Origin of the sequence: Pararhodobacter sp. SW119 (assembly GCF_017811755.1) — a bacterium.
In the GTDB taxonomy this organism is placed as follows: Bacteria; Pseudomonadota; Alphaproteobacteria; order Rhodobacterales; family Rhodobacteraceae; genus Pararhodobacter.
In genome coordinates this window covers 1-23,974 of the sequence record NZ_JADDJF010000001.1, presented here as the reverse complement: position 1 = coordinate 23,974, position 23,974 = coordinate 1, and the positions used below count along the sequence as shown (strand labels likewise).

22 protein-coding genes and 1 tRNA gene are annotated in these 23,974 nt (G+C 67.8%); 12 read left to right on the top strand and 11 right to left on the bottom strand.

Annotated elements, in window-relative coordinates; all coding sequences use genetic code 11:
- Entirely contained in the window at positions 1-528 is a 528-nt protein-coding gene (locus tag IM708_RS00115; RefSeq protein ID WP_209424268.1) for a component of SufBCD complex, read from the bottom strand.
- Between the two features lie 134 nt (positions 529-662).
- On the opposite strand from IM708_RS00115, the gene hemB reads away from it, so the two are divergent.
- Both hemB and IM708_RS00105 read left to right on the top strand, forming a co-directional pair.
- Complete coding sequence (gene hemB / locus IM708_RS00110; protein ID WP_209424267.1) at positions 663-1,664, top strand: porphobilinogen synthase; 1,002 nt, start codon at positions 663-665, stop codon at positions 1,662-1,664.
- Between the two features lie 121 nt (positions 1,665-1,785).
- The gene (locus IM708_RS00105; protein WP_209424266.1) at positions 1,786-2,343 is read left to right on the top strand and encodes a YSC84-related protein; all 558 of its coding nucleotides are present in this window, start codon (positions 1,786-1,788) and stop codon (positions 2,341-2,343) included.
- Positions 2,344-2,393: 50 nt separating this feature from the next.
- Here the strand turns inward: IM708_RS00105 and IM708_RS00100 are convergent, their stop codons facing one another.
- Positions 2,394-4,151 carry a hypothetical protein gene (locus IM708_RS00100; RefSeq protein WP_209424265.1) on the bottom strand — a complete coding sequence of 586 codons (1,758 nt, stop codon included), beginning with the start codon at positions 4,149-4,151 and terminating at the stop codon, positions 2,394-2,396.
- A gap of 192 nt (positions 4,152-4,343) precedes the next feature.
- Between IM708_RS00100 and metG the strand changes: the two genes are divergently transcribed.
- The gene (metG, locus tag IM708_RS00095; RefSeq protein WP_209424264.1) at positions 4,344-6,062 is read left to right on the top strand and encodes a methionine--tRNA ligase; all 1,719 of its coding nucleotides are present in this window, start codon (positions 4,344-4,346) and stop codon (positions 6,060-6,062) included.
- Between the two features lie 195 nt (positions 6,063-6,257).
- Complete coding sequence (locus tag IM708_RS00090) at positions 6,258-6,512, top strand: hypothetical protein (protein WP_209424263.1); 255 nt, start codon at positions 6,258-6,260, stop codon at positions 6,510-6,512.
- Between the two features lie 155 nt (positions 6,513-6,667).
- Here the strand turns inward: IM708_RS00090 and IM708_RS00085 are convergent, their stop codons facing one another.
- The 3 genes from IM708_RS00085 to IM708_RS00075 form a co-directional block, all read right to left on the bottom strand.
- Entirely contained in the window at positions 6,668-7,660 is a 993-nt protein-coding gene (locus IM708_RS00085; RefSeq protein ID WP_209424262.1) for a threonine/serine dehydratase, read from the bottom strand.
- Complete coding sequence (locus tag IM708_RS00080) at positions 7,657-8,478, bottom strand: alpha/beta hydrolase (RefSeq protein ID WP_209424261.1); 822 nt, start codon at positions 8,476-8,478, stop codon at positions 7,657-7,659. The genes IM708_RS00085 and IM708_RS00080 overlap by 4 nt, the downstream gene beginning before the upstream one ends.
- A gap of 130 nt (positions 8,479-8,608) precedes the next feature.
- A complete protein-coding gene (locus IM708_RS00075; protein ID WP_209424260.1) occupies positions 8,609-10,219 on the bottom strand; it encodes an acyl-CoA dehydrogenase family protein in 1,611 nt (536 codons plus the stop codon).
- Between the two features lie 179 nt (positions 10,220-10,398).
- Between IM708_RS00075 and IM708_RS00070 the strand changes: the two genes are divergently transcribed.
- The 4 genes from IM708_RS00070 to IM708_RS00055 all read left to right on the top strand — a co-directional run bounded on the left by IM708_RS00070 (position 10,399) and on the right by IM708_RS00055 (position 14,527).
- Positions 10,399-10,662, top strand: a complete 264-nt coding sequence (locus IM708_RS00070) for a septum formation initiator family protein (RefSeq protein ID WP_245242925.1) — start codon at positions 10,399-10,401, stop codon at positions 10,660-10,662.
- 93 nt (positions 10,663-10,755) lie between these two features.
- Entirely contained in the window at positions 10,756-11,766 is a 1,011-nt protein-coding gene (gene pdhA / locus IM708_RS00065; RefSeq protein WP_209424258.1) for a pyruvate dehydrogenase (acetyl-transferring) E1 component subunit alpha, read from the top strand.
- Positions 11,767-11,778: 12 nt separating this feature from the next.
- Positions 11,779-13,170, top strand: coding sequence for a pyruvate dehydrogenase complex E1 component subunit beta (locus IM708_RS00060; RefSeq protein WP_209424257.1), 1,392 nt, complete (start codon positions 11,779-11,781; stop codon positions 13,168-13,170).
- A gap of 10 nt (positions 13,171-13,180) precedes the next feature.
- Positions 13,181-14,527 (top strand): pyruvate dehydrogenase complex dihydrolipoamide acetyltransferase, encoded by a 1,347-nt coding sequence (locus IM708_RS00055; protein WP_209424256.1) that lies wholly within the window; start codon positions 13,181-13,183, stop codon positions 14,525-14,527.
- A 64-nt stretch (positions 14,528-14,591) separates the two neighbouring features.
- Here the strand turns inward: IM708_RS00055 and rarD are convergent, their stop codons facing one another.
- The 3 genes from rarD to IM708_RS00040 all read right to left on the bottom strand — a co-directional run bounded on the left by rarD (position 14,592) and on the right by IM708_RS00040 (position 17,043).
- Positions 14,592-15,506 carry an EamA family transporter RarD gene (rarD, locus tag IM708_RS00050; RefSeq protein ID WP_209424255.1) on the bottom strand — a complete coding sequence of 305 codons (915 nt, stop codon included), beginning with the start codon at positions 15,504-15,506 and terminating at the stop codon, positions 14,592-14,594.
- A complete protein-coding gene (gene murD, locus IM708_RS00045; RefSeq protein WP_209424254.1) occupies positions 15,503-16,906 on the bottom strand; it encodes a UDP-N-acetylmuramoyl-L-alanine--D-glutamate ligase in 1,404 nt (467 codons plus the stop codon). Before murD ends, rarD begins: the two co-directional genes overlap by 4 nt.
- A gap of 60 nt (positions 16,907-16,966) precedes the next feature.
- Positions 16,967-17,043 (bottom strand) — tRNA-Asp (locus IM708_RS00040).
- Positions 17,044-17,474: 431 nt separating this feature from the next.
- Between IM708_RS00040 and IM708_RS00035 the strand changes: the two genes are divergently transcribed.
- The 3 genes from IM708_RS00035 to IM708_RS00025 are packed head-to-tail and all read left to right on the top strand — an operon-like array spanning position 17,475 to position 20,340.
- The gene (locus tag IM708_RS00035) at positions 17,475-18,473 is read left to right on the top strand and encodes a TRAP transporter substrate-binding protein (protein ID WP_209424253.1); all 999 of its coding nucleotides are present in this window, start codon (positions 17,475-17,477) and stop codon (positions 18,471-18,473) included.
- Between the two features lie 60 nt (positions 18,474-18,533).
- Positions 18,534-19,064 (top strand): TRAP transporter small permease, encoded by a 531-nt coding sequence (locus tag IM708_RS00030; protein WP_209424252.1) that lies wholly within the window; start codon positions 18,534-18,536, stop codon positions 19,062-19,064.
- The gene (locus IM708_RS00025) at positions 19,057-20,340 is read left to right on the top strand and encodes a TRAP transporter large permease (protein WP_209424251.1); all 1,284 of its coding nucleotides are present in this window, start codon (positions 19,057-19,059) and stop codon (positions 20,338-20,340) included. The genes IM708_RS00030 and IM708_RS00025 overlap by 8 nt, the downstream gene beginning before the upstream one ends.
- 100 nt (positions 20,341-20,440) lie before the next feature.
- Here the strand turns inward: IM708_RS00025 and IM708_RS00020 are convergent, their stop codons facing one another.
- Positions 20,441-21,208, bottom strand: a complete 768-nt coding sequence (locus IM708_RS00020) for a lysophospholipid acyltransferase family protein (RefSeq protein ID WP_209424250.1) — start codon at positions 21,206-21,208, stop codon at positions 20,441-20,443.
- A 175-nt stretch (positions 21,209-21,383) separates the two neighbouring features.
- On the opposite strand from IM708_RS00020, the gene IM708_RS00015 reads away from it, so the two are divergent.
- The gene (locus IM708_RS00015) at positions 21,384-21,932 is read left to right on the top strand and encodes a zinc-ribbon domain-containing protein (protein WP_209424249.1); all 549 of its coding nucleotides are present in this window, start codon (positions 21,384-21,386) and stop codon (positions 21,930-21,932) included.
- Between the two features lie 42 nt (positions 21,933-21,974).
- Here the strand turns inward: IM708_RS00015 and IM708_RS00010 are convergent, their stop codons facing one another.
- Positions 21,975-23,327, bottom strand: a complete 1,353-nt coding sequence (locus tag IM708_RS00010; RefSeq protein WP_209424248.1) for an HlyD family type I secretion periplasmic adaptor subunit — start codon at positions 23,325-23,327, stop codon at positions 21,975-21,977.
- A partial coding sequence (locus tag IM708_RS00005) for an ATP-binding cassette domain-containing protein (RefSeq protein WP_209424247.1) occupies positions 23,324-23,974 on the bottom strand: 651 nt, incomplete at its 5' end. The genes IM708_RS00005 and IM708_RS00010, both read right to left, overlap by 4 nt.

The following is a 23,974-nucleotide window of genomic DNA, read 5'->3' as shown; positions in this document are numbered from 1 at the left end:
TCACGCACCAAGCACGTTCATCGAAAGATTGTGCCACATGCCCCAGAGCGCGGTGACAAGGATCGACAGCACGCCGATGATCTGGATGAGCAGCCGATGCCAGGTCAGTCGCCGCGCCAGCGCCTCGTCGCGGGGACGTTCGGTGCGCAGGCGCGTGCTCAGTCGAAAGCTCAGCGCCATGACCAGGGTCAGCGGCACCGCCAGCAGGGCCAGCGCCTGCGCAATCTCGACCCGGTACCAGAAGCCGAGCAGCGCCACGATGGTCAGCACCGCCGCCCAGAGCCCGACCAGCCAGGCGCCGCCCGATCGCACGATGCCGGACCGGCGGCGAAGCTGCAGGTCGACCATCGCCTCCAGATCGGCCATCGCGGCACCGCCCTGCCGGCGTGCGCGCAGCACCATGTCGAAGGGCACGCCCAGCACGTAATGCGAGGCGATCGACCAGGTGACGGCCAACACGATCCAGTACCAGAGGTTCGAGAACGACCTCAGGTCAATCAGCGTCAAAACACTGTCGTACAGGCCCACGACTGCGACTCCGGCATGAGACGTCCCTACCTAGCGCCGGCGGACGGGCGGGCCAAGGGCCGACTCGCGGCATCGGCAGGCTTGAGATCGCCGCGCCTGCGTGGCACCACCGTCGGGCCGAGAGAGGAAGTCCCATGCCCGTCCATCCCCCCGCCCCCTACCCCGCCGCCCGCCTGCGCCGGCTTCGCCAGACCGCCGCGCTGCGCGATCTGGTGGCCGAGAACCGACTGGCGGCCGCAGACCTGATCTGGCCCGTCTTCATCCGGGAAGGCGAGAATGTCGAGGAACCGATCCCGTCGATGCCCGGTGTGGCGCGCCTTTCGCTGGACCGGCTGCGCCGCAAGGCCGAGGCCGCGCGTGAGACCGGCATCCGCACCATCTGCCTGTTCCCTTATACCGACCCCGCCCTGCGCACCGAGGATTGCGCCGAGGCGTGGAGCCCCGACAACCTGACCAACCGCGCGATCCGCATGCTCAAGTCCGATCTGCCGGACCTCAGCGTGATGACCGACATCGCGCTCGACCCCTACAACATCAACGGCCATGACGGGTTCGTGGTGGGTGGCCAGATCCTCAACGACGAAACCGTCGAGGCGCTGGTCAAGATGGCGCTGGCACAGGCCGATGCGGGCGCCGATATCCTCGGCCCGTCGGACATGATGGACGGGCGCATCGGCGCGATCCGGCTGGGGCTGGAGCAGTCGGGGCACCAGCGGGTGGCGATTCTCTCCTACGCCGCGAAATTCGCCAGCGGTTTCTACGGCCCGTTCCGCGACGCGGTCGGCGCCTCGGGCCGGCTGGTCGGCGACAAGAAGACCTACCAGATCGACCCCGCCAACCGCAACGAGGCGCTGCGCTGCGTCGCGCGCGACCTCGATGAAGGCGCCGACATGGTCATGGTCAAGCCGGGCATGCCGTATCTGGATATCTGCCGCGCCGCAAAGGACGAATTCGGCGTGCCGGTCTGCGCCTATCAGGTGTCGGGCGAATACGCGATGCTGCAGGCCGCGGCGCAGAACGGCTGGCTGGACGGCGAGAAGGTGATGCTGGAAAGCCTGCTGGCGTTCAAGCGCGCGGGATGCGACGCGATCCTGACCTACTTCGCCCCCGAGGCCGCGCGCGTCCTGCGCGCCTAAGGCGACGCCCCATTCTTGCCGATGGGCCACGCGATATGGTGACAACTGCGCGCGCAACCCCTATACTTGCGCCTCACAGCGCGGGGCGCTGAAGACCCCGCCATTACCTTTGAGGCCGAGCATGTCCAACTTCTCTCGCAGAGCGCTGCTTGCAAGCGGTGCGGCAACCCTCGCGCTCTCCGCGTGCGGGAACCCCGTCGGCAGCTTCAACGCCGATCGACTCGACGCGCGCGTGGACGCGACGCGCGACTACCTCCGGTCCGGTTTCCCCGATCTTCAGCCGCTTTTCGCCAACGCGCACGGCATCCTCTACATGCCGCTGGTCAGCGAGGCCGGGCTCTTTTTCGGCGGCGCCTACGGCCAGGGGGCGTTGCGGATCAACGATGTCACGGTCGACTACTATTCGGCCACGCGCGCCAGTTTCGGTCTGCAGATCGGGGCGCAGCAATACGCGCATGTGCTGTTCTTCATGACCCCGCAGGCGCTGGCCGATTTCCGCGCCTCCGAAGGCTGGGCCGCATCGGCCGACCTCCGCTACGCCGTGCCCGAGCGTGGCGGCTCGGCGGGGATCGAGACGACCGCGCTCTTCTCGCCGGTGATCGCGGTGGTCTTCGGCCAGTCCGGGCTGATCGCCGGGGCGTCGCTTGCCGGCGTACGCTACGCGCGCATCATCCCCTGACCCCGACGCCGGGCGGGCGCGGGTCCGTTCCCGCGCCCCCGGCCTTCGCGTCAGCCCTCGCGGTCCATCAGCCAGTTCGGGTTGGCCACGGTCACGCCCAGCGTGGCAAGCCCGCCGCGCCCGTCGAACGTGCCGGCAAAGACCGCGTAGCTTCCGGCGGCGGGTTCGGGGATCAGGACCCCCGGGTGCAACCCCTCGAAATCGTCGTTGCAATAAAGCGTGCCGTCCGGTCCGACGACGACCAGCGTCCCGTCCCCGTCGGCGACCATGTAGATCATCAGTTGCGGCAAGCCGTCCTGCGCCTCGATCACCATGTCGGGGCGCGACGGGTCGATGTAGCCCGCGCAGTCGTTCCCCAGATCGAAGGCGTCGAACGTGCTGTCGCGAACGTCAAACACGGTCCGCGGATCGGGTCGCGTCTGCGGCCCGAAGGCGAAGCGCGCGATGGCGGGTTCCGCCTCGACGTTCAGGGTGGCGGTCGCGGGGTTTTGCGCTTCGTCCCAGTTCGGCTCGCCATCCGCGGCGAAGGCGGTGAAGGCCCCCTCCGCGTCGCGGGCGAACGCGCCGACGTAGATCTGGTATTCCCCGGCGACCGGCGCCGGAAAGGTGACCGCCGGATTGACGCCCGAGGCGTCGTCATTGCACATCCAGACCCCGTTCGGGTCCTGCACCGCGATCACCAGATCGACCGAGGAAACCGCGTAGAGCGACAGTTCCGCGGCCGGGTCCTCGACCAGCAGGGTCACGTCCGGCGCGTCGCTGCCGACGTATCCGCTGCAATACTGGTCGGGCACCAAGTCGTCCGCCGGACGCCGGGCGACGATCTCGGCGGTGGCCAGCGTCTGACCGCGCAGCGCGGCGCGCGGGTCGTGCGCCACCTGCCCGGCCCGCGGCGGCCCGCCGACCCCGGCGCCGGGTTCGGCGAATTGCGGCGCACCCGGCCGCGCATAGAGGTCATAGAGGTCGCCCCCCATCCCCTGTCCGAAGGCGCCGACGAAGATCTGGTAATCCCCGGCCGGGGCGTCCTCGAAGGTGACCGCCGGGTCCAGCCCCGAGGTGTCGTCGTTGCACATCACGCGCCCGTCGGGTGCGACCACCGCAAGGGTCAGGTCGCGCTCGGACATTGCAAAGATGCTCAGCATCTGCTCGAGCGCTTCGACCGCCAGCACCGCATCCGCGGCATCCAGCCGGCTGTACCCCGGACAATAGTCGCGGTCGAGCGGGCGCAACTCCTCCTCGGGGAACAGGCGACCGCCGGCCACCAGGATCTGGCGTCCGGTCTCGGGCGTGGCGGTGAACAGATGCCGCCCGGCGCGCGGCTCGCCCAGCTGCGCCACATCGAGGCCAGCCAGTTCGATGGTCGAGATGGCGCGGTCGGCGGCCAGGATGCGCGCGTCGATATCCGCGCCCTGATCCGCCCCCGCCCAGACCCGGTAACGCCCCGCCTGCGGGTTTGCGATCTGCGCGATCGCCGCTCCCGCCTGATCCGCCAGCGCGCAACGAAAGAGGCCATCCGGCGTCTCCACCACCAGGCTCAGCAGCCCGTCACCATGCGCCGAGAAGGCCAGCATGCTGCCCGGCTCGGTCATCTCAAAGAGGGCCGCCGCCCCCTCGCCGGCGACATGTCCGATGCAGCCGCGCACATAGTCCGACGCGGGCTCCATCGCCTGTCCGAACTGCCGGACCCCCACGCGCATTTCACTGAAGGCGTCCGCGGGCGGCTCCAGCTCGACCACGAACCCCGCCTCCTGCGCCGGGGCGAGCGTCGGCATGACAACCATGCCCGCCAGGACGAGCGACGACAGCAAGGCAATTTTCCGAGGATTTGGCATGGGAGCGTCCTGTGTGGCAGCCGCGGCAATGCCGCGCCCGGCAAGTCTGCCGTGTCGCAACCGTCCGGTCAATCGCAATGACCGTCCCCGCCGGGCTGGCAGGCGGGCCGACCTTGCGCTAAACGGTGGCCGAACGCCCGGTCCGGGCGCATCGGAACGGTACGGCAGATGGCGCGCATACTCATCACCTCGGCACTTCCCTATATCAACGGGATCAAGCACCTGGGCAATCTGGTGGGCAGCCAGCTTCCCGCCGACCTCTATGCCCGCTACTGCCGCGCGCGGGGCCACGAGGTCATGTTCATCTGCGCCACCGACGAACACGGCACGCCCGCCGAACTGGCCGCCGCCAAGACCGGCGAGCCGGTGGCCGACTACTGCGCCCGGATGCATCAGGTGCAAACCGATCTGGCGCACGGATTCCGGCTGTCGTTCGACCATTACGGCCGCTCCTCCAGCCCGCAGAACCACCGCCTGACCCAGCATTTCGCCGGCCGCCTGCGCGCCGCCGGCCTGATCGCCGAGGTCAGCGAAAAGCAGGTCTATTCCCCCGCCGACGGCCGCTTCCTGCCCGACCGCTATATCGAGGGGACCTGCCCCAATTGCGGCTACGAGCGTGCGCGCGGCGACCAGTGCGAGAATTGCACCAAGCAGCTCGACCCGACCGACCTGATCAACCCCCGCTCGGCAATCTCCGGCGCCACCGATCTGGAGGTGCGCGAAACCAAGCACCTCTACCTGCGCCAGTCGCTGATGCGCGACCAACTCGACCGGTGGCTCGACAGCCAGACGGGCTGGCCGATCCTGACCACCTCGATCGCCAAGAAATGGCTGCACGACGGCGACGGCCTGCGCGACCGCGGCATCACCCGTGATCTGGACTGGGGCATCCCGGTCAAGGACGGCGAGAACGACTGGCCGGGGATGGAGGGCAAGGTCTTCTACGTCTGGTTCGACGCGCCCATCGAATACATCGCCGCCACCGCCGAATGGGCCGAGGCGCAAGGCAAGGACGACGCCGCCTGGCGCCGCTGGTGGCGCACCGACGAAGGCGCGGACGACGTGCGCTATGTCCAGTTCATGGGCAAGGACAACGTCCCCTTCCACACACTGTCCTTCCCGGCGACCCTGATGGGCTCGGGCGAGCCGTGGAAGCTCGTGGACTACATCAAAAGCTTCAACTACCTCAACTACGACGGCGGCCAGTTCAGCACCTCGCAGGGCCGCGGCGTCTTCATGGACCAGGCGCTGGACCTGCTGCCCTCGGATTACTGGCGCTGGTGGCTCCTGTCCCACGCGCCCGAAAGCAATGACAGCGAATTCACCTGGGAGAATTTCCAGGCCTCGGTCAACAAGGACCTCGCCGATGTGCTGGGCAATTTCGTCAGCCGGGTGACCAAGTTCTGCCGGTCGAAATTCGACGAGGCGGTGCCCGAGGGCGGCACCTGGGGCGACCGCGAAAAGGCGCTCGAGCAGGCGCTGGCCACGCGCATCGCAGCCTATGACCGGCAGATGGCGGCGATGGAAATCCGCAAGTCCGCGGCCGAACTGCGCGCGATCTGGGTCCTGGGCAACGAGTACCTGCAGGAAGCCGCGCCCTGGGCCACCTTCAAGACCGACCCGGAGGCCGCCGCCATGCAGGTGCGCCTGGCGCTGAACCTGATCCGCCTCTACGCGGTCCTGTCGCGCCCCTTCATCCCCGATGCCGCCTGGTCGATGATGGCCGCCCTCGAGTCCGAGGATTGGACCTGGCCCGAGGACGTGCGCGCGGCGCTGACCACCCTGCCCGCCGGGCACGCCTTCACCGTGCCCGAGGTCCTCTTCGCCAAGATCACCGACGACGCGCGCGAGGACTGGGCCGCCCGCTTCGCCGGCGCGCGCGACTGAGCCCCGGCAGGACACCGAGCGCCGGCAGGACCGCCCGCCGCCCCGACGCGCCGCCGCGCGGGCGTTGCGTGAAACCCCGGTGGAGCGTTCGTTACTGCCATACGCTTGCCAGCCCCTTGCCATACGCCTGCCAGCAGGCTTGCCAGCCCCGATTGCGCCGCTTGAACCCGGCGCGAATGTGCTTAGACTGCCGGCATGTTCACCATCGAGCACGACTTCGACGCGACCGTCATCACCCTGGTTGACGAGGGCAGCCCGCACCTCCACGAGGACGTCACCATCACCGCCTTCGAGGACTGCGTGACCCTCGAACAGCTCGACCCGCAGACCGACAAGGTGATGAAGATCACCTTCTCGACCCGGCAGTTGCAGGAACTCGCCGCCGCGCTCGACCTGCCCGAAGGCGTCTACCGCGCGCGCCCGGCGGGCAAGCCCGACGGGTCGACCTGAACGCCGAACGCGACGGGGCGGCAACGGCTTTACGGCGCCTCGGGCGCCGCTACGGCCTTCCGGCCAGAAGTTTCATTGCGGTTAATTCCGGATTTTTATCCTTCGGATTGAACGGCTTGGCGACGCGTCCACGCGTGGACACCCTGCCCGATCCGTTATCCCTCGAGCGGCAGATCGAGCGCGCGGCGCATCATCGCGCGGTCGACATTGCCGCCGGTCGCGACCGCGATCACCGCGTCGCCCGGCCCCGGCAGGAACAGCGCCGCGGCCAGCGCCACCGCGCCGCCCGGCTCCAGCACGATCTTCAGGCGGTCATGCGCCAGCGCCATCGCCCGCAAGGCCTGCGCCTCGCTGACCACAAGACCGGGTCCGCACAGCTGCTGCAGAATGGGCCAGGTCAGCGCCCCGGGACGCGGCGTGACGATCGCGTCGCAGATCGACCCCGTCAGCCGCGCGTTCGTCTGCACCTCGCCCGCGACAAGCGAACGCGCCACATCATCAAACCCCTCCGGCTCGACCGGACGCACCCGCATCCCCGGCGCCCGCGCCTCAAGCGCAAGCGCGATCCCCGACGTCAGCCCGCCCCCCCCGCAACAGACAAGGACATCGGCAGCGTCGACCCCCGCTTCGGCCGCCTGCTCGGCGATCTCCAGCCCGGCGGTTCCCTGGCCGGCGATCACTTCGGCCATGTCGAATGGCTTGATGAGCGTCAGCCCGCGCTCCTTGCTGAGGCTTGCCCCGATCGCGTCGCGATTTTCCGTCGCCCGGTCATACAGCACCACCTCGGCGCCCAGCGCACGGGTGTTCTCGATCTTGATGCGCGGCGCGTCGGACGGCATGATGATCGTCGCCGGAATGCCCTTCAACTTCGCCGCCAGCGCCACACCCTGCGCGTGATTGCCGGAGGAAAAGGCGATCACACCCGGCGGATGCAGCGCGGAAACCGCGTTCCACGCGCCCCTGAACTTGAACGAACCCGTATGCTGCAGGCACTCGGCCTTCACCAGAACCCGTCGCCCGGCGATCTCGTCCAGAAAGGGCGACGAAAGCATCGGCGTGCGCCGCGCATGACCGTGCAGCCGCCGCGCGGCCGCTTCAATCATGTGGATGTCCGCCGCGGCGATCCCGGCAGTGGCGAGTTCGGTCATGAAATACGCTCCAGAAAGGCGCGGATCGCGCCCAAGGCCTGTTCTTCATCCAGAAAGGGGATATGCCCGCGATCAGGCACTTCGGCAAGGATGATGTCCGGGCAGCGGCGACGCATCTCCTCGACCGTCGCGCGGCTGAGAAGATCGGAATTTGCCCCGCGGATCACCGCCAGGGGACGCCCGCAGGCAGCATCGAACAGCGGCCAGGCATCGCCCTGCTGCGCATCCAGCGCCGCCAGAAACGCGTCACGCAATGCGGGGTCGTAGTTGATCTCCAGCCCGCTGTCGGTGCTGACGAAATGCCGCTGCGCCTCTTCAAGCCAGCGGCCGGGCGGAACGTTGGCGAAGCCGTGGGACGTGGCCTCCAGCGCGGCTGCCACCTCCTCCATGCTGCGGGCAACGGGGTTCCGGCCGATGTAGTCGCGGATCCGGTCGATCCCCGCGGGCTCGAGCACCGGACCCACATCGTTGAGGCAGAGGCCGCGCACGCGCTCGGGCGCGATGGCGCAAAGAAACATCCCGACAATGCCGCCGCGCGACGTGCCCAGGATTGGCGCGGCCCCGAGGGACAGATGATCGAGAAGACGCAGGGCGTCATCGCCCTCCTGCGCAACGGTGTAGGTGCTTGCGCCCGTCCAGTCCGACTTGCCGCGCCCGCGGTAGTCCATGCAGATCATTCGGACCCCGCTGAGATGGGGGGCAAGGTAGTCGAAATCGCTCGCGTTCCGCGTCAGGCCGGCAAGGCACAACAGCGGCGTCCCCTGCCCGCGGTCGGTGTAGTGGATTCTGGCCCCGTCGGCAGCGGCAAAGAACGGCATGAACGAACCTTTCGGTCTGAGGCGGCTGGAGGCAGGCCGCGGCGGGCATACTCGCGGTTGAGCGCATCAGGTATGGTGACGCGAGGCTCCGGTGGCAACCCGGATCGCGTCGCACAGAGCCGCGCGCAGGTCAATGCGGCAGGGCGCGTTCCAGCACGGGTTGCGCGTCGATCCCGGCCAGCGATCCCGCAATCTGACCGCGCGCCGCACCCAGACGACTGGCCAGATAGGCACCGGCCAGGGGGCTTCGTTCCATCAGCGCGACGGCGGAAAGAAGTTGTGCCAGACTTTCTGCGAACCAGCGCGCTTCGGCTTCGGGCGGCAGGGTTGGCCAGCGGTCGCGATGGGCGTCGAGCGCGGTGTCGAAAAGCACGTCCTGCCCCCGTGCCGCATCCAGCCGCGCATCGACCTGGGCACCCGCTGCCGCATCGCGCGACAGTGTGCGCAGGATGTCGAGGCAGATGACGTTGCCCGACCCCTCCCAGATCGAATTGAGCGGGGCTTCGCGGTAGAGCATCGCCAAAGGCGCTTCCTCCACATAGCCCATGCCGCCCAGCACTTCCATGCATTCGTAGATCATCCCCGGGGCGCGCTTGTTCGACAGGAACTTGGCAAGCGCCACGGTCAGCCGGGCATAGGGCCGGCGATCCGGGTCGTCAAAGGCGCCTGCGACCTCCATGCCGAAGACCAGCGCGGCCTCGGATTCGAGCGCGAGATCGGCAAGCACCGCGCGCATCAGGGGCTGATCGAACAGGCGGCGCTGGAAGGCGGTGCGCGCGCTGGCCCAGCTGAGTGCCTCGACCAGCGCGGCGCGCATCAGCCCGGCCGGCGCCATGGCGGTATCCAGCCGGGTATGATGCACCATCTCGATGATCGTCTGGATGCCGCGCCCCTCCTCGCCCAGGCGCTGCGCGTAGGTGCCGTCGTACTCGATTTCGGACGAAGCGTTGGACCGGTTCCCCAGCTTGTCTTTCAGCCGCAAGATGTTGAACGGGTTGCGCGTGCCGTCCGGCAGCCAGCGCGGCACCAGAAAGCAGGTCAGTCCGCCCTCGGCCTGTGCCAGTGTCAGGAACCCGTCGCACATCGGCGCCGAACAGAACCACTTGTGCCCGGTCAGGCGATAGCCCTGCCCGTCGCGCGCGGCACGGGTGGTGTTGGCGCGCACGTCGGACCCGCCCTGCTTTTCGGTCATCGCCATGCCCATCGTCACAGACTGCTTGTCCGCGACCGGCCGGCGCGACGGATCATAGGCGCGGGCAATCAGGCGGGGCCGCCACAGCGCGGCCAGTTCGTCATCCGCCCGGAGAGCCGGCACGGCGGCATAGGTCATCGTCATCGGGCAGCAGACGCCCGGTTCGACCTGGCTCAGCATGTAGACCATTGCGGCGTGCCGCGCGTGTCGACCGCCTTCTTCCCAGGCGCTTGCGGCATAGCCGGCTTCCATACCGAGCGCCATCAGGCGGTGATAGCCGGGATGGAAATGCACCTCGTCGATGCGCCGCCCGGACCGGTCGAAGGTGCGAAGCCGTGGCAGGCAGGTCTGCGCATCGTGCGCAGCCTCGCGCGTCGCGGGATTAGCCAGCTCCGCGCCGAAGCGCGCCAGAGCCGGATCTTCGCCGACCAGCTCGCGCAGCGCGCCATCTCCGGCCCAGGGATCATGGGCCATCGGCATCGGCTGGTTGAAAACCTCGTGCGTCGAAAGCCGTGTTCGCGGGACGGCCTGGTTTTCCTTGGCGGTCATGGCGGCTCCTCCGGTTCCTCGGCCATGTTGCGGGCTAGACCCGCGCCAGGCAAGCATGACCGCGCGTCGCAAGGGGGATTCCCTTTGTTCGCCGCTTGTGGCAAGATGCGTACAATCGCCTGAAAAGAGGCAGCTCAAGCAGACCCATGCAGAACAGACGTCCGCGTTTCGGCCCGGTGATGTACCTTACCCTTGCCGGGACCTTCGGCACCTATCTCGTCTTTGCCGCCGTGCAGGGAGAGTACGGGCTTTTCAACCGCATCCAGATCGAGGCCGACACCGCGCAACTGCTGATCGAGCGGGACCGCCTGGCCACCGAACTCGCCGAGATGGAGAACCGCACGCGCCGCATGTCGGACGACTATCTGGACCTAGACCTTCTGGATCAGCAGGCGCGCGACGTGCTTGGCCTGGTCCGCCCGGACGAGATCCTGCTGCGCTGAAGTCCCGCAATTCGCCCTCGCAATTTTTCGCACGCTGGTGTAAGAAATTGTTTAAGGCTAAACTATTGCCGTGGGGAACAGGGGGGGCGATCCGTGGCTGCGCGCAAGACTTCTGCCAAGTCAAATATTTCGGGCGAGGAACTGCTCAACTACTACCGTGACATGTTGCTGATCCGCCGATTCGAGGAAAAGGCGGGCCAACTCTATGGGATGGGCCTGATCGGCGGTTTCTGCCACCTCTACATCGGCCAGGAGGCCGTGGTCGTGGGTCTCGAGGCAGCCGCCGAAGAGGGCGACAAGCGCATCACCTCCTACCGCGACCATGGACACATGCTGGCCTGTGGCATGGACCCCAAGGGCGTGATGGCCGAACTCACGGGGCGTGAGGGCGGCTATTCCAAGGGCAAGGGCGGCTCGATGCACATGTTCAGCCGCGAGAAGCATTTCTACGGCGGCCACGGCATCGTCGGCGCGCAGGTGCCCCTGGGCGCAGGGCTTGCCTTTGCCGACAAGTACCTGGGCAACGACCGCGTCACCTTCACCTATTTCGGCGACGGCGCGGCCAACCAGGGCCAAGTCTACGAGACCTACAACATGGCGATGCTCTGGTCGCTGCCGGTGATCTTCGTGATCGAGAACAACAAGTACGCGATGGGCACCTCCGTCCAGCGTGCCACCAAGTCGCCCAGCCTATGGGAGCGCGGCGCCAGCTTCGGCATCCCCGGCGAGGAGGTCGACGGCATGGATGTCCTGGCCGTCAAGGCCGCGGGCGAGAAGGCGGTCAAGCACTGCCGCGCCGGCAAGGGGCCCTACATCCTCGAGGTCATGACCTATCGCTACCGCGGCCACTCGATGTCCGATCCCGCCAAATACCGGACCCGCGAGGAAGTGCAGAAGATGCGCGAGGAGCGCGACGCGATCGAGCATGTGCGCGAACTTCTGCTGACCGGCAAGCACGCCAGCGAAGACGACCTGAAGGGCATCGACAAGGAGATCAAGGCCATCGTCAACGAGGCCGCCGATTTCTCGCGCGAAAGTCCCGAGCCGGCGCTGGAGGAGCTCTGGACCGACATCTACGCCGCCGATGTGCCGCAAGAAGCCTGAGGGAGCAAGCGAATGGCAACCGAGATCCTGATGCCCGCCCTCTCGCCCACGATGGAAGAAGGCACCCTCGCCAAGTGGCTGGTCAAGGAGGGGGACGAAATCACCGCCGGCCAGATCATCGCCGAGATCGAGACCGACAAGGCGACGATGGAGTTCGAGGCCGTCGACGAAGGCACGCTCGGCAAGATCCTCATTGAGGAAGGCTCGGAGGGGGTGAAGGTCAACACCCCCATCGCAGTTCTGATCGAGGAGGGCGAAAGCGCCGACGACATCGACACCGCGAAGCCCGAGGCCGCCAAGGCCGACGCCGGCGACACGAAGGCCGAAACGGCGAAGGGAGCCGACGCGGCGCCAGCCGCTGCCCGCGAGAAGTTTCGCCCGCCCGAGCCCGACCGCACGCCTGACTGGCCCGAAGGCACGCCGACGCGCAGCCAGACCGTGCGCGAAGCCCTGCGCGACGCCATGGCCGAAGAGATGCGGCGCACCGACACTGTCTTCGTCATGGGCGAGGAGGTGGCCGAATACCAGGGCGCCTACAAGATCACCCAGGGCCTGCTCGATGAATTCGGGGCGCGCCGGGTCATCGACACGCCGATCACGGAACACGGCTTTGCCGGCATCGGCGTGGGTGCAGCCTTTGGCGGCGTGCGTCCCATCGTCGAATTCATGACTTTCAATTTCGCCATGCAGGCAATCGATCACATCATCAACTCCGCCGCCAAGACCCTCTACATGTCGGGCGGCCAGATGGGATGTCCGATCGTGTTTCGCGGCCCGAACGGCGCCGCAGCGCGCGTTGGTGCGCAGCACAGCCAGTGTTATGCCGCCTGGTACGCCCAGATCCCCGGCCTCAAGGTGGTGATGCCCTTCACCGCCGCCGACGCCAAGGGTCTCCTTAAATCCGCGATCCGCGATCCGAATCCGGTGATCTTCCTCGAAAACGAAATCCTCTATGGCCGCAGCTTCGAGGTTCCGGAACTCGAGGATTTCACCATACCGTTCGGCAAGGCGCATATCGCCCGCAAGGGCGCGGACGTGACGATCGTCAGCTTCGGCATCGGCATGACCTACGCGCTCGAAGCGGCGGAAAAACTGGCCGAGGACGGGATCGAAGCCGAGGTCATCAACCTGCGCACGATCCGCCCCATGGATACCGATACTATCCTCGCCTCGGTGCGGAAGACGAACCGCCTGATCACCGTCGAGGAAGGCTTTCCACAGGGCTCGGTCGGCAACTACATCACGTCGGTGGTGATGGAACAGGCCTTCGACCATCTGGATGCACCGGTGATCAACCTTGCCGGCAAGGACGTGCCAATGCCCTACGCCGCAAATCTGGAAAAGCTCGCGCTGGTCACAACCAACGACGTGATCGAGGCTGCCCACAAGGTCACCTACAGGTAAGGAGCGCGCGATGCCCGTTGAAATCCTGATGCCCGCGCTGTCCCCGACGATGGAGGAAGGGACTCTCGCCAAATGGCTGGTCAAGGAGGGGGACGAAATCACCGCCGGCCAGATCATCGCCGAGATCGAGACCGACAAGGCGACCATGGAGTTCGAGGCCGTCGACGAAGGCACGCTCGGCAAGATCCTGATCTCGGAAGGCACCGAGGGGGTCAAGGTCAACACCCCCATTGCGGTCCTTCTGGAAGAAGGCGAAAGCGCCGACGACATCGGCAAGGCGCAACCGGAGGCCGACAAGGCCGACGCGGGCGCCGAGGCGGCCCCCGCGCCAAAGGCGAAGGGGGCCTCCGAGAAGCCCGCCCCGGCGGAGTCCGAGAGCGCCGGATCCCAGACGAAGGCCCCACCCGCGCCGTCGGCCGACGGCAAGCGCCTCTTCGCCTCCCCGCTCGCCCGCCGGATCGCCGCCGACAAGGGGCTGGATCTCAAGCAGATCAAGGGATCCGGCCCGCACGGCCGCATCGTCAAGGCCGATGTCGAGGGGGCGAGCGCCGCGCCAAGGTCCGCGCAGCCCACCGCGGCAAAGCCGGCCGAAACCGCCCCCGCCAAAGCCGCTGCCATGGCCTCCGGCCCCACCGCCGATCAGGTCGCGAGGATGTTCGAAGGTCGCGACTACGAGGAGGTCAAACTCGACGGGATGCGCAAGACCGTCGCCGCCCGGCTGACCGAGGCCAAGCAGACCATCCCGCATTTCTACCTGCGCCGCTCGGTGCAACTCGACGCGTTGATGAAGTTCCGCGCCCGGCTGAACAAGCAACTGGAACCGCGGGGCGTGAAGCTCTCGGTCAACGACTTCATCATCAAGGCCTGCGCCCTCGGCCTGCAGAAGGTGCCCGATGCCAATGCCGTCTGGGCCGGCGACCGGATCCTGCGGCTGAAGCCCTCGGACGTGGCGGTCGCGGTCGCGGTCGACGGCGGGCTCTTCACGCCGGTGATCAAGGACGCGCACATGAAAACACTCTCGGCGCTGTCGGCCGAGATGAAGGACCTCGCCGCCCGCGCCCGCAACCGCAAGCTTGCCCCGCACGAATACGTCGGCGGCAGTTTCGCGATCTCAAATCTCGGCATGTTCGGGATCGAGAATTTCGACGCGGTCATCAATCCGCCCCACGGGTCGATCCTGGCGGTCGGGGCGGGCATCAAGCAACCCGTGGTGGGCGCCGACGGGGAACTGACGACCGCGACAGTCATGTCGATGACGCTTTCGGTCGATCACCGGGTCATCGACGGCGCGCTCGGGGCGGAATTCCTGGCGGCGGTGATCGAGAACCTTGAGAACCCGCTGGTGATGCTCGCCTGAACCGTGCGGCGTCCCTCACGGGGCGCCCACCCCCGCTCGCGCAAGAGGTTGCCCTTGGGGGCGCCTAACCGATGGGCGGGCGACGCAGGCGACGTCCCACTATCTCGGAAGTGTAGAGCACCAGTGCCGCCCAGATCATCGGAAACGCGATCGCGCGGGCGGTGCCGAACGGTTCTGCAAACAGGAAAACGGCGATCAGGAAGATCATCGTGGGCGCGATATACTGCATGATGGCGATGGTCGACAGCGTCAGTAGCTTGGCCCCGTTCGCATAGATCATCAGCGGCACGGCGGTGATCACACCACAGCCCACCAGCAGCGCCAGATCGCGTGGACCCGCCTGCACGAAATGCAGCGTCCCCTGGCTCTGCAGCCAGATCAGGTAGACCAGCGCAACCGGCATCAGTATGATCACCTCCAGCGCGAAGCCCTGGTTCGGCCCGATCGGAAGCGAGCGCTTGAAATAGGCGTAAAACCCCCAGCTCACGGTCAGCGTCAGCGCCGCCAGCGGCAGCCGCCCCGCCTCGAATGTCAGGACTGCGACGGCGAGTGCCGCAAGGCCCACCGCCACCCATTGCCGCGCGCTCAACCGCTCGCCCAGCAGCACCGCGCCCAGGAAGATACTGAACAGCGGGTTGATGTAGTAGCCAAGGGCGGCCTCCAGCGCCTGCCCGCTGTGGATCGCCCAGATATAGACACCCCAGTTGATCGAGATCAGCGTCGCGGTCACGCATCCCATCGCCAGCATCCGCGGCGTGCGCAGCGCCACGCGCAGCGTATCGGTCCGCCCCAGCGCCAGCAGCACGGCCAATGCTATCGGCAACGACCAGACGACACGATGGGCGAGGACCTCCAGCATGCCTATGTGATCGATCAGCCTGAAGTAGAGGGGCAGGAAACCCCAAAGCAGGTAGGCCGTCAGCGCAAAGACGAAGCCCCTGGGCGTGTCGCCGCCCAGCAGCGTGGCGGGGGGTGTCATGACGCTTCGAGCGCGCGAACGCAGGCCATGAAGTCCTCTCCGCGTTTCTCGAAATCCGGGTACTGGTCGAAGCTGGCCGCGGCGGGGGCAAGCAGCACGACCTCGCCGGGTTCGGCTTCCGCCGCCGCGCGGGCGACGGCCTGCGCCATGGTCTGGCACTGCTCGTGCGGCGTTTCACCCATCTGAAGGGCAAAGTCGCGCGCCGAATGGCCGATCAGATAGGCCTTTGCGACAGGCCCCAGATGCGGGACCAGCGCGGCGATCCCGCCCTCCTTGCCCAAACCGCCGGCGATCCAGCGGATTCGCGGAAAGGCCTGCAGCGCGCGCGCGGCGCTGTCGGCATTGGTCGCCTTGGAATCGTTGATGAATCGCACGCCGTCGATCTCGGCCACCAACTGGCTGCGGTGCGGCAGGCCGGTGAAACTCGCCAGGCCCGGTTCGATCTGCCGCGGGCCAAGGCCGAGCGCGCGCAGCGCGGCATAGGCAGCGCAGGCGTTCTGGTGGTTGTGCGCACCGGGCAGCCCGGGCATCGCGCGCAGATCGACCGAGGCCACCTGGCGCCCGCCCCGCCACTCGGCCAGAAACCCCTTGCGGGCAAAGACCGACCACCCCCGCCCCGCCAGTTTCTGACCGGAGGAGACGCGAATGACGCGCATATCTTCCGGGGCTTCGGACAGCTGCATCGCCAGATACCGCCCCTCGGCCTCGTCCACACCGATCACGGCGCGGTCCGGCCCGCCCTCGGCGAAAAGCCGGCGTTTGGCGGCGAAATAGCCGCCCATGCCGCCGTGGCGGTCCAGGTGATCGGGCGAAAGGTTTGTGAATACAGCAACATCCGGGGTCAACGCGCGGGCCAGTTCGGTCTGGTAGCTGGACAGTTCCAGCACGATCACCGCACCCTCGCCGGGCGGATCGATCGACAGGACGCCGGTGCCGATGTTGCCCGCCATCTGCACCGGCCGGCCGGCGCCTTCCAGGATATGGGCGATCAGCGCCGTGGTCGTCGACTTGCCGTTCGATCCGGTCACGGCGATCACCCGCGGCGGTGCATCCATCTCGGCCCAGTCGCCGCGACCGAGCGCACGGAAGAAAAGGCCCACGTCGTTGTCGACCGGGACGCCGGCGGCGCAGGCGGCGGCGATGACCGGGTGGGGGGCGGGGTAAAGGCTTGGAATTCCGGGCGAAACGACAAGGACCGCGAGGTCGTCCAACGCCCCCTGCCGGGTCAGGTCGACCGGGGTCAGACCCGCCGCCATGGCGCGTTCGCGGGCTTCGGCGCTGTCGTCCCAGGCGCAGACCTCGGCCCCGCCGGCCTGCAGCGATGCCGCCGCTGCCATCCCCGATCGGCCAAGCCCCAGAACCCCGACGCGACGCCCCGCAAAGCCTTGAACTACAATCATGATTCCCCCTGCACCACGGCTCGAACTAGCCGAGTCACCGGGCAAGCAAAAGGCAGGAAATGGCGCGGTTGACGGGGCTCGAACCCGCGACCCCCGGCGTGACAGGCCGGTACTCTAACCGACTGAGCTACAACCGCGCGACGAGGGTGCAGATAAGCGATGCCGGAAGGCGCGTCAAGCCAAAAGGGTCAGGAAAAGCACCGCCCCGCCCCACGGGAATCCCCGCCGGCAGGCCGGCTGGCAGGCGTATGGCAAGCGGCTGGCAAGCGTATGGCAAGCGTATGGCAGTTCCGAACGCTGCGTTCATCCGCCGGCAAGGCTTCGCCCCCCGCCCGCGGCCGGGACCGGGGGCGTCAGCCCCCCGGCGCGAGGCCCCCTCGACGGGGGCCGAGCGCCGCCCCCCGCAACCGGTATCCTGCCCGCCGCCCCCGTCCAACGGACCCGGGGGGCGTTGACTCGGCGCGCCGCATCGCGCCTATTCGGCGGGCATCGTCCGGACGCCCTGCGCCTTGCCGGCGCAAGCGCGCCCCGGACGGTCCCCATCATCGTGAACCCCGGGAGGACCCACATGACCCTGCAGCGATCCATCCTTTTCGGCGCCCTGTCTGGCGCCCTGTCCGGCGCGCTTCTGGCCACGCCGCTTCTGGCACAGACCGAGATCAAGATCGGCTACGCGCTGGCCGCCGCGCCCGACTCGCATTACGGCGTCGCCGCCGCGCGCTGGCAGGAGCTGGTCGAGGAGCGTACCGACGGCCGCTATGTCTTCCGCCACTTCCCATCCTCGGGCCTCGGCGGTGAGCGCGAGGTGATCGAGGGCGTGCAACTGGGCACGGTCGAGGCGACAATCGTGTCGTCAGGCACGCTGGCCAATTTCGTCCCCGAGACCGGGGTCTTCGACATCCCGTTCCTCTTCCGCGATCTCGGCCATGCGCGCCGCGTCCTCGACGGTCCCATCGGCCAGGATATCCTGGAAAAGTTCGACGACGAGGGGCTGGTCGCGCTGGCCTGGGGCGAGCAGGGCTTTCGTCATATCACCAATAACCGCAACCAGATCGGCGGCCCCGAGGACATCTCGGGGATGCGGCTGCGCACGATGGAAAACCCGATCCACCTGACCGCCTTCCAGACCCTGGGCGCCGCGCCGACCCCGATGGCCTGGCCCGAGGTGATCGGCGCGCTGCAGCAGGGCACAATCGACGGGCAGGAAAACCCGCTGTCGGTGATCGTTTCGGTCAACCTGAATGACGTGCAGGAATACCTGACCATCTCCGGTCATGTCTATTCGCCGGCGATGATCCTGATCTCTCCCATGGTCTGGGACGCGATGTCCGAAGAAGACCAGCAGATCTTCCGCGAAGCCGCGGTCGAGGCCGTGGCCGCGATGCGCGGCTTCGTCGACGATGTCGAGGAAAGCGGGCTGGAGACGCTGCGCGAGCGCGGCATGGACGTGGCCGTGCTCTCGGCCGAGGATCGCGCCGCCTTCCAGGAGGCGCTTGCCCCGGCCTACGAGCAATACTACGAGACCTACGACCAGTCGCTGATCGAGGCGATCATCGCCACCGAGTGACGCGCCCGGCCCCGGCCCGCAGGGTCGGGGCCGCCGAGTCCCGCCGACGGACGAAACCCGATGTCGCTATTCCGAAAGGCCGAACGCGCCTTCGTCGCCCTCAACGGCTGGGTGGTGATCGCCTGCCTGGTGGCGATGTCGGGGGTTGTCTTCACCAATGTCGCGCTGCGCTACCTGACCAACAATTCCATCCCCTGGGCCGACGAGGTGGCGCGCTACCTGATGATCTGGATGACCTTCCTCGGCGCCGGGCTGGTCCTGCGCCAGGGCGGCCATGTCGCCATCACCAACCTGCAGGAGGCGCTGCCGACCCGGGTGCAGATCGCGCTGCGCGCAGCCCTCGTGCTGCTGCTGGCGGGGTTCTTTGCCTATATGGTCTGGGTCGGGCAGGAATACATGACGCGGATGGGCCGGCAGCTGACGCCGGCCACGCGCATCTCCTACTGGTACATCTACCTGGCGATGCCGGTGGGCTTTGCCCTGCTGATCGTGCATCTGGCGCTGATCGCGCCGCGGCTGATCCTGTCCGGGCGCCATGCGGGCGACGACGACGACGGGGAGGCCGGCATGACCGGGGGCCAGCTTGGCTGAGATCCTCTTCGCCGCACTTTTCCTGCTGCTCGCACTCGGCGTGCCGGTGGCCTTTGCCATCGCCATTGCGGCCTTCCTGGCGCTGACCTTCGGGTCGCGCTATCCGGCCATCGTCATCGTCAAGGAGATGTTTTCGGGCATCGACAGCTTTCCGCTGCTGGCGGTGCCGTTCTTCATCCTCGCGGCCGAGTTGATGACCGGCGGCGCGATGACCCGCGCGCTGCTGCTGTTCACCGTGCGCTTTACCGGGCATCTGCGCGGCGGGCTGGGCTATGCCAATGTCGGCGCGTCGACGATGTTTGCCGGCATCTCGGGCTCGGCGCTGGCCGATGCGGCGGGCCCCGGCGCGATGATGATCCGCATGATGGAACAGGGTGGCTATCCGCGCGCCTATGCCGGGGCGCTGACGGTGTCGGCGGCGGTGGTCGGGCCGATCATCCCGCCGTCGATCATCATGATCATCTACGCCATGCAGGACGAGCGCGTGTCGGTGGTGGCACTGTTCATGGCCGGCATCCTGCCGGGGCTGTGCATCTCGGCGGGGCTGCTCTTCACCAACTGGTGGATGAGCCGCCGCCGCGCCTTTGCCGCGACCGAGGCGCGCGCCAGTTGGGCCGAGCGCGGCCGCGCGACGCTTTACGCCGCGCCGGCGCTGGGGCTGATCGCGCTGATCATCGGCGGCATCCGCGGTGGCATCTTCACCCCCACCGAGGCCTCGGTCATGGCGGTGGCCTATGCGCTTCTGTGCGGGATGTTCGTCTACCGCTCGCTCAGGCTGCGCGACCTGCCGGGGATCTTTCTGCGCGCGGCGATGACCTCGGCGGCGGTGCTGCTGATTCTGGCCGCGGCGCGGGCCTTCGCCTGGATGCTGATCATCGAAAGCGTGCCGCAGGCCTTCGCCGCCTGGATCGTCGCGCTGGACCTCAGCCCGATCGTGTTCCTGCTGGCGGTGAATGTGCTGCTGTTGATCTTCGGGCTCTTCATGGACCCGCTGCCGGGGGTGATGATCCTGGTGCCGATCCTGGCGCCGGTGGCCTTTGCGCTGGGGATCGACCCCATCCATTTCGCCATCGTGGTGATCGTCAACCTGACGCTGGGGCTGACGACGCCGCCGGTGGGGAGCCTTCTCTTCGTCGTCGCCTCGGCGGTGAAGCTGCGCCCGACCGCGCTGGTGCGCGAGCTGCCGCCGTTCTTCCTGTCGAACATCCTGGTGCTGCTGGTGCTGACCTTCGTGCCCGCGATCTCGACCTGGCTGCCGCGGATCAGCGGGTTCTGAAACGATTTGGCAAGCAAGGTTTCATTGCGGTAAATTTTTCGGTAAAGTCGTTTCTTATCTGGTACTTATACGATGGTCCGCCAGCGGACCGCCGGCCTTTTCACCGGTTTCGCCCCGTTCCCGGGCCGGGCGCGGGCAAGGGCGCCGCGAATCCCGCCTCGGCCATCAGCCGGTTCGAGCCGCCCTCGATCTCCTCCTCCAGCCGGGTCATGAAGTCGCGCAGCGGCAGGTTCGGCGGGATCGGGTCCATGAATTCCAGAACCGCCGTGCCCGGCGCGCGGTAGATCTGCCGCCGGGGCCAGAAGACGCCGACATTGCAGGCGACCGGCACGCAGGTCACGCCCATCTCCTGATAGAGGACGCCGGTGCCGACCTTGTACTCCTTCGCCGCGCCGGGGGCGACGCGGGTGCCCTGCGGATAGATGATCAGCTGCCCCGGCTCCTGCTGGCCCGAGGCGACGCGCGCCAGCATGTCCTTGATCGCGCGCCCGCGCCGCCCGCGGTCGACCGGCACGCAGCCGATCCGGCGCGCGTACCAGCCCAGGATCGGCGCGCGGTTGAGTTCCTGCTTCATGATGAACTTCGGCCGCGGCAGTTCGCTGACCAGGATGATGATGTCGAAGAAGCTCTGGTGCTTGGCGGCGATCATCACCTCGCCCGTCGGCACCGCGCCGCGGACCTCGGAATGCAGGCCGATCATCCAGCGTGCCGTCCAGCGCACCCAGCGGCACCAGGTATGCACCGCCGCGAAAGCGCCGCGCCGGTCGAGCATCGCCCAGGGCGTGAAGAAGATCGCCATCAGGCCCATCATCGCATAGGCCTGCCCGGCGAAGACCAGCGAGCGCAGCCATTGCCAGGCGTAGCCCATCAGCCGCGCCCCCCGTGCGTGCCGCCGGTATCCGACCGTTTCCCCGCCATCCAGTGCGCCCCCGCCATGACCTTCCGCCGCGACCGGCTCTTGGAACCGGATCAGGGGCTTGCTACAACACAAGACCGTCCGCGCCAATGGTCCCGCGGACACAAGCGATGCGAAAGGAGGCGGGATGCGGCTTGGCTGTCCGAAATGCGGCGCGCGCTACGAAGTGCCGTCAGCCGAGATCCCCGATACCGGGCGCGAGGTGCAATGCTCCGCCTGCGACCATCGCTGGATTCACGCCGCCCCGCCGGCCGTAACCGCCACCGCGCCGGACACCGCCCCGCGACCGCGCCCCACCGACCCCAACGTGCTGAAGATCCTGCGCGAGGAAGCCCAGCGCGAAATCGCGGCCCGCGAACGCGAGGCGGAGGATCGAACGGGTGCGGCCGCGTCCAGGACCGAACCGGTCGCCCCCCGCCGCGCGCTTCTGCCCGAGATCGAGGAGCCGCAACCCGATGCCCGCGTCGTCATCGCGCCGGAAGAGCCCGAGCGCAGCGGCTTCCTGATCGGCTTCGTGATCGCGCTTGTGCTGGCGGCACTGGCGGCCGCGGCTTACCTCTGGTCGGCGGAACTGGCCGAGGCGGTGCCGGCGCTGGCCGAACCGCTGGCGGCCTATGTCGAAGCCGTCGACAGCTTGCGCCGGGCGCTGGCAGACGCGGTCAACCGCACCCCCTGACCGCCAGCCGACCTGGACAAGGACCGGGTCCCTGCCCGCGCGCTACTCGCGGAACGCGCGGTTGAAGTAGCTCATCAGCGGCTGGGTCAGGTAGACCAGCGGCGTGCGGTCGCCGGTGCGCAGAAAGACCTCGATCGGCATGCCGGGCAGCAATGCCCTGCCGTCCAGCCGCGCGACCTCTTCCTGCGGCACCTCGATCTCGATCGTGTAGTAGCTGACGCCCGAGCGATCGTCGGTCACCGCATCGGCAGACACCCGCGAGACATAGCCCAGGATCTGCGGCGTCTGGCGCTGGTCGAACGCGGATAGCAGGAGCGAGGCTTCCTGCCCGTGATGCACGTCCTCGATCAGGTGCGTCTCGACCCGCGACTGGACGACCAGCGGCTGATCCTGCGGGACGATGTACATCAGCGGCTCGGCCGGGCGGATGACGGATTGCACCGCGAAGACCTGCGTGTCGTAGACGATGCCGCTGACCGCCGCGCGAATATCCAGCCGCGACAGCGTCTCGGCCAGCATCAACTGGCGCTGGGTCAGTTCGATCTCGTGGTATTGCAGGGTGCGCAGTGTCGTCACCGCCTCTTCGCGGCGACGGGTCGTCAGTTGCAGGCGCGCGATCTGGTTGCTGGCAGCTTCGCCGCGCAGTTCCGCGATCTCGGCCTCCAGCCGGCCGATCTGGCCGCCGATCCCGCTCCGTTCGCGCCGCATCTCGCTGACCCTTCCGGAATGCGAAAGACCCTGCGACAGCAGCGTCTGCTGCGAGCCGACCTCGACATCCAGCAGTTCGGCCTGCTCGCGCAGGGCGGCAAGCTGGGCGGAGATCCCGGCGACGCGGTTGTCGATCTGGAGGTTCTTTTCGTCCAGAAGCTCGATCTCCTGAGCGAGCGACTCGCGCCGGGCGGCGAAGAGCGCGTTTTCCTCGACGATGTGGGTGGTCAGGCGGTCGTCGTTCGCCGCCTGTTCGACAAGGCGCGGGGGAAAGACGATCTCGGCGGCATCGTCGCGTTCGGCGCGCAGGCGCGCCTGTCGGACCAGGATCTCAAGGATCTGGCGTTCGACGATCTCCAGTTCGGCGCGCTGCCGGCTTCCGTCGAGGCTGAGCAGGATATCGCCCTGCATCACCACATCGCCTTCGCGCGCAAGAATCGCACCGACCACGCCGCCGTCCGGATGCTGGATCACCTGCCGGTTGGACTGCACCTGAACGATGCCGGAGGCCACCACCGCGCCGGCGATATTGGCCTGCACCGCCCAGACACCGAGCCCGCCGACCAGCAGTCCCAGCGCGAGGACCCCCGCCGCAAGCGGCACGCGCGCGCTCCAGGACGGCGCGACGGCGGGTTGCGCGATGGCGGGATCGACGCGGTCCGACGGCCGCTTCTGTTCGGGGTTCATCCGTTCACCTCGACTGCTTCGGGCGCTTCGGTCGGGCGCATCCGCACCCCCGAATCGCGCAATGTCTTCTTCAGCACCACATCGCGCGGCCCCAGTGCCGCCACCGCGCCGGATTCGAGTACCATCAGGCGGTCGCATTCGGCGATGGCCAGCGGTTGATGGGTCATGATGATGACCGCGCGGCCCTGGGCTTTCAGGCTGCGCACTGCGGCATTGAGCGCATCGGACCCTTCATGATCGAGCGCCGAATTGGGTTCGTCGAGCACCACCACCACCGGGTCGCCATAAAGCGCGCGGGCGAGCGCGATCCGCTGCCGCTGTCCGCCGGAAAGCTGGTTCTCGTTGCCCTCGATATAGGTGTCGTAGCCGTCAGGCAGGCGAAGGATCATGTCATGCGCGTTGGCCTGCTTTGCCGCGCGCACCACCGCCTCGGGGTCGGGGGTCTGCGTCATGCGGGCGATATTCTCGGCCACCGTGCCGGAAAACAGCGTGACGGTCTGCGGCAGGTAGCCGACATGCTTGCCCAGCCGCGCCGGATCGTACTGATCGAGCGTCGCGCCACCCAGGCGGATCTCTCCGGCGGCGGCGGGCCAGTAGCCGACCAGCGCGCGCGCCAGCGTCGATTTCCCCGAGCCGGCGCGCCCGAT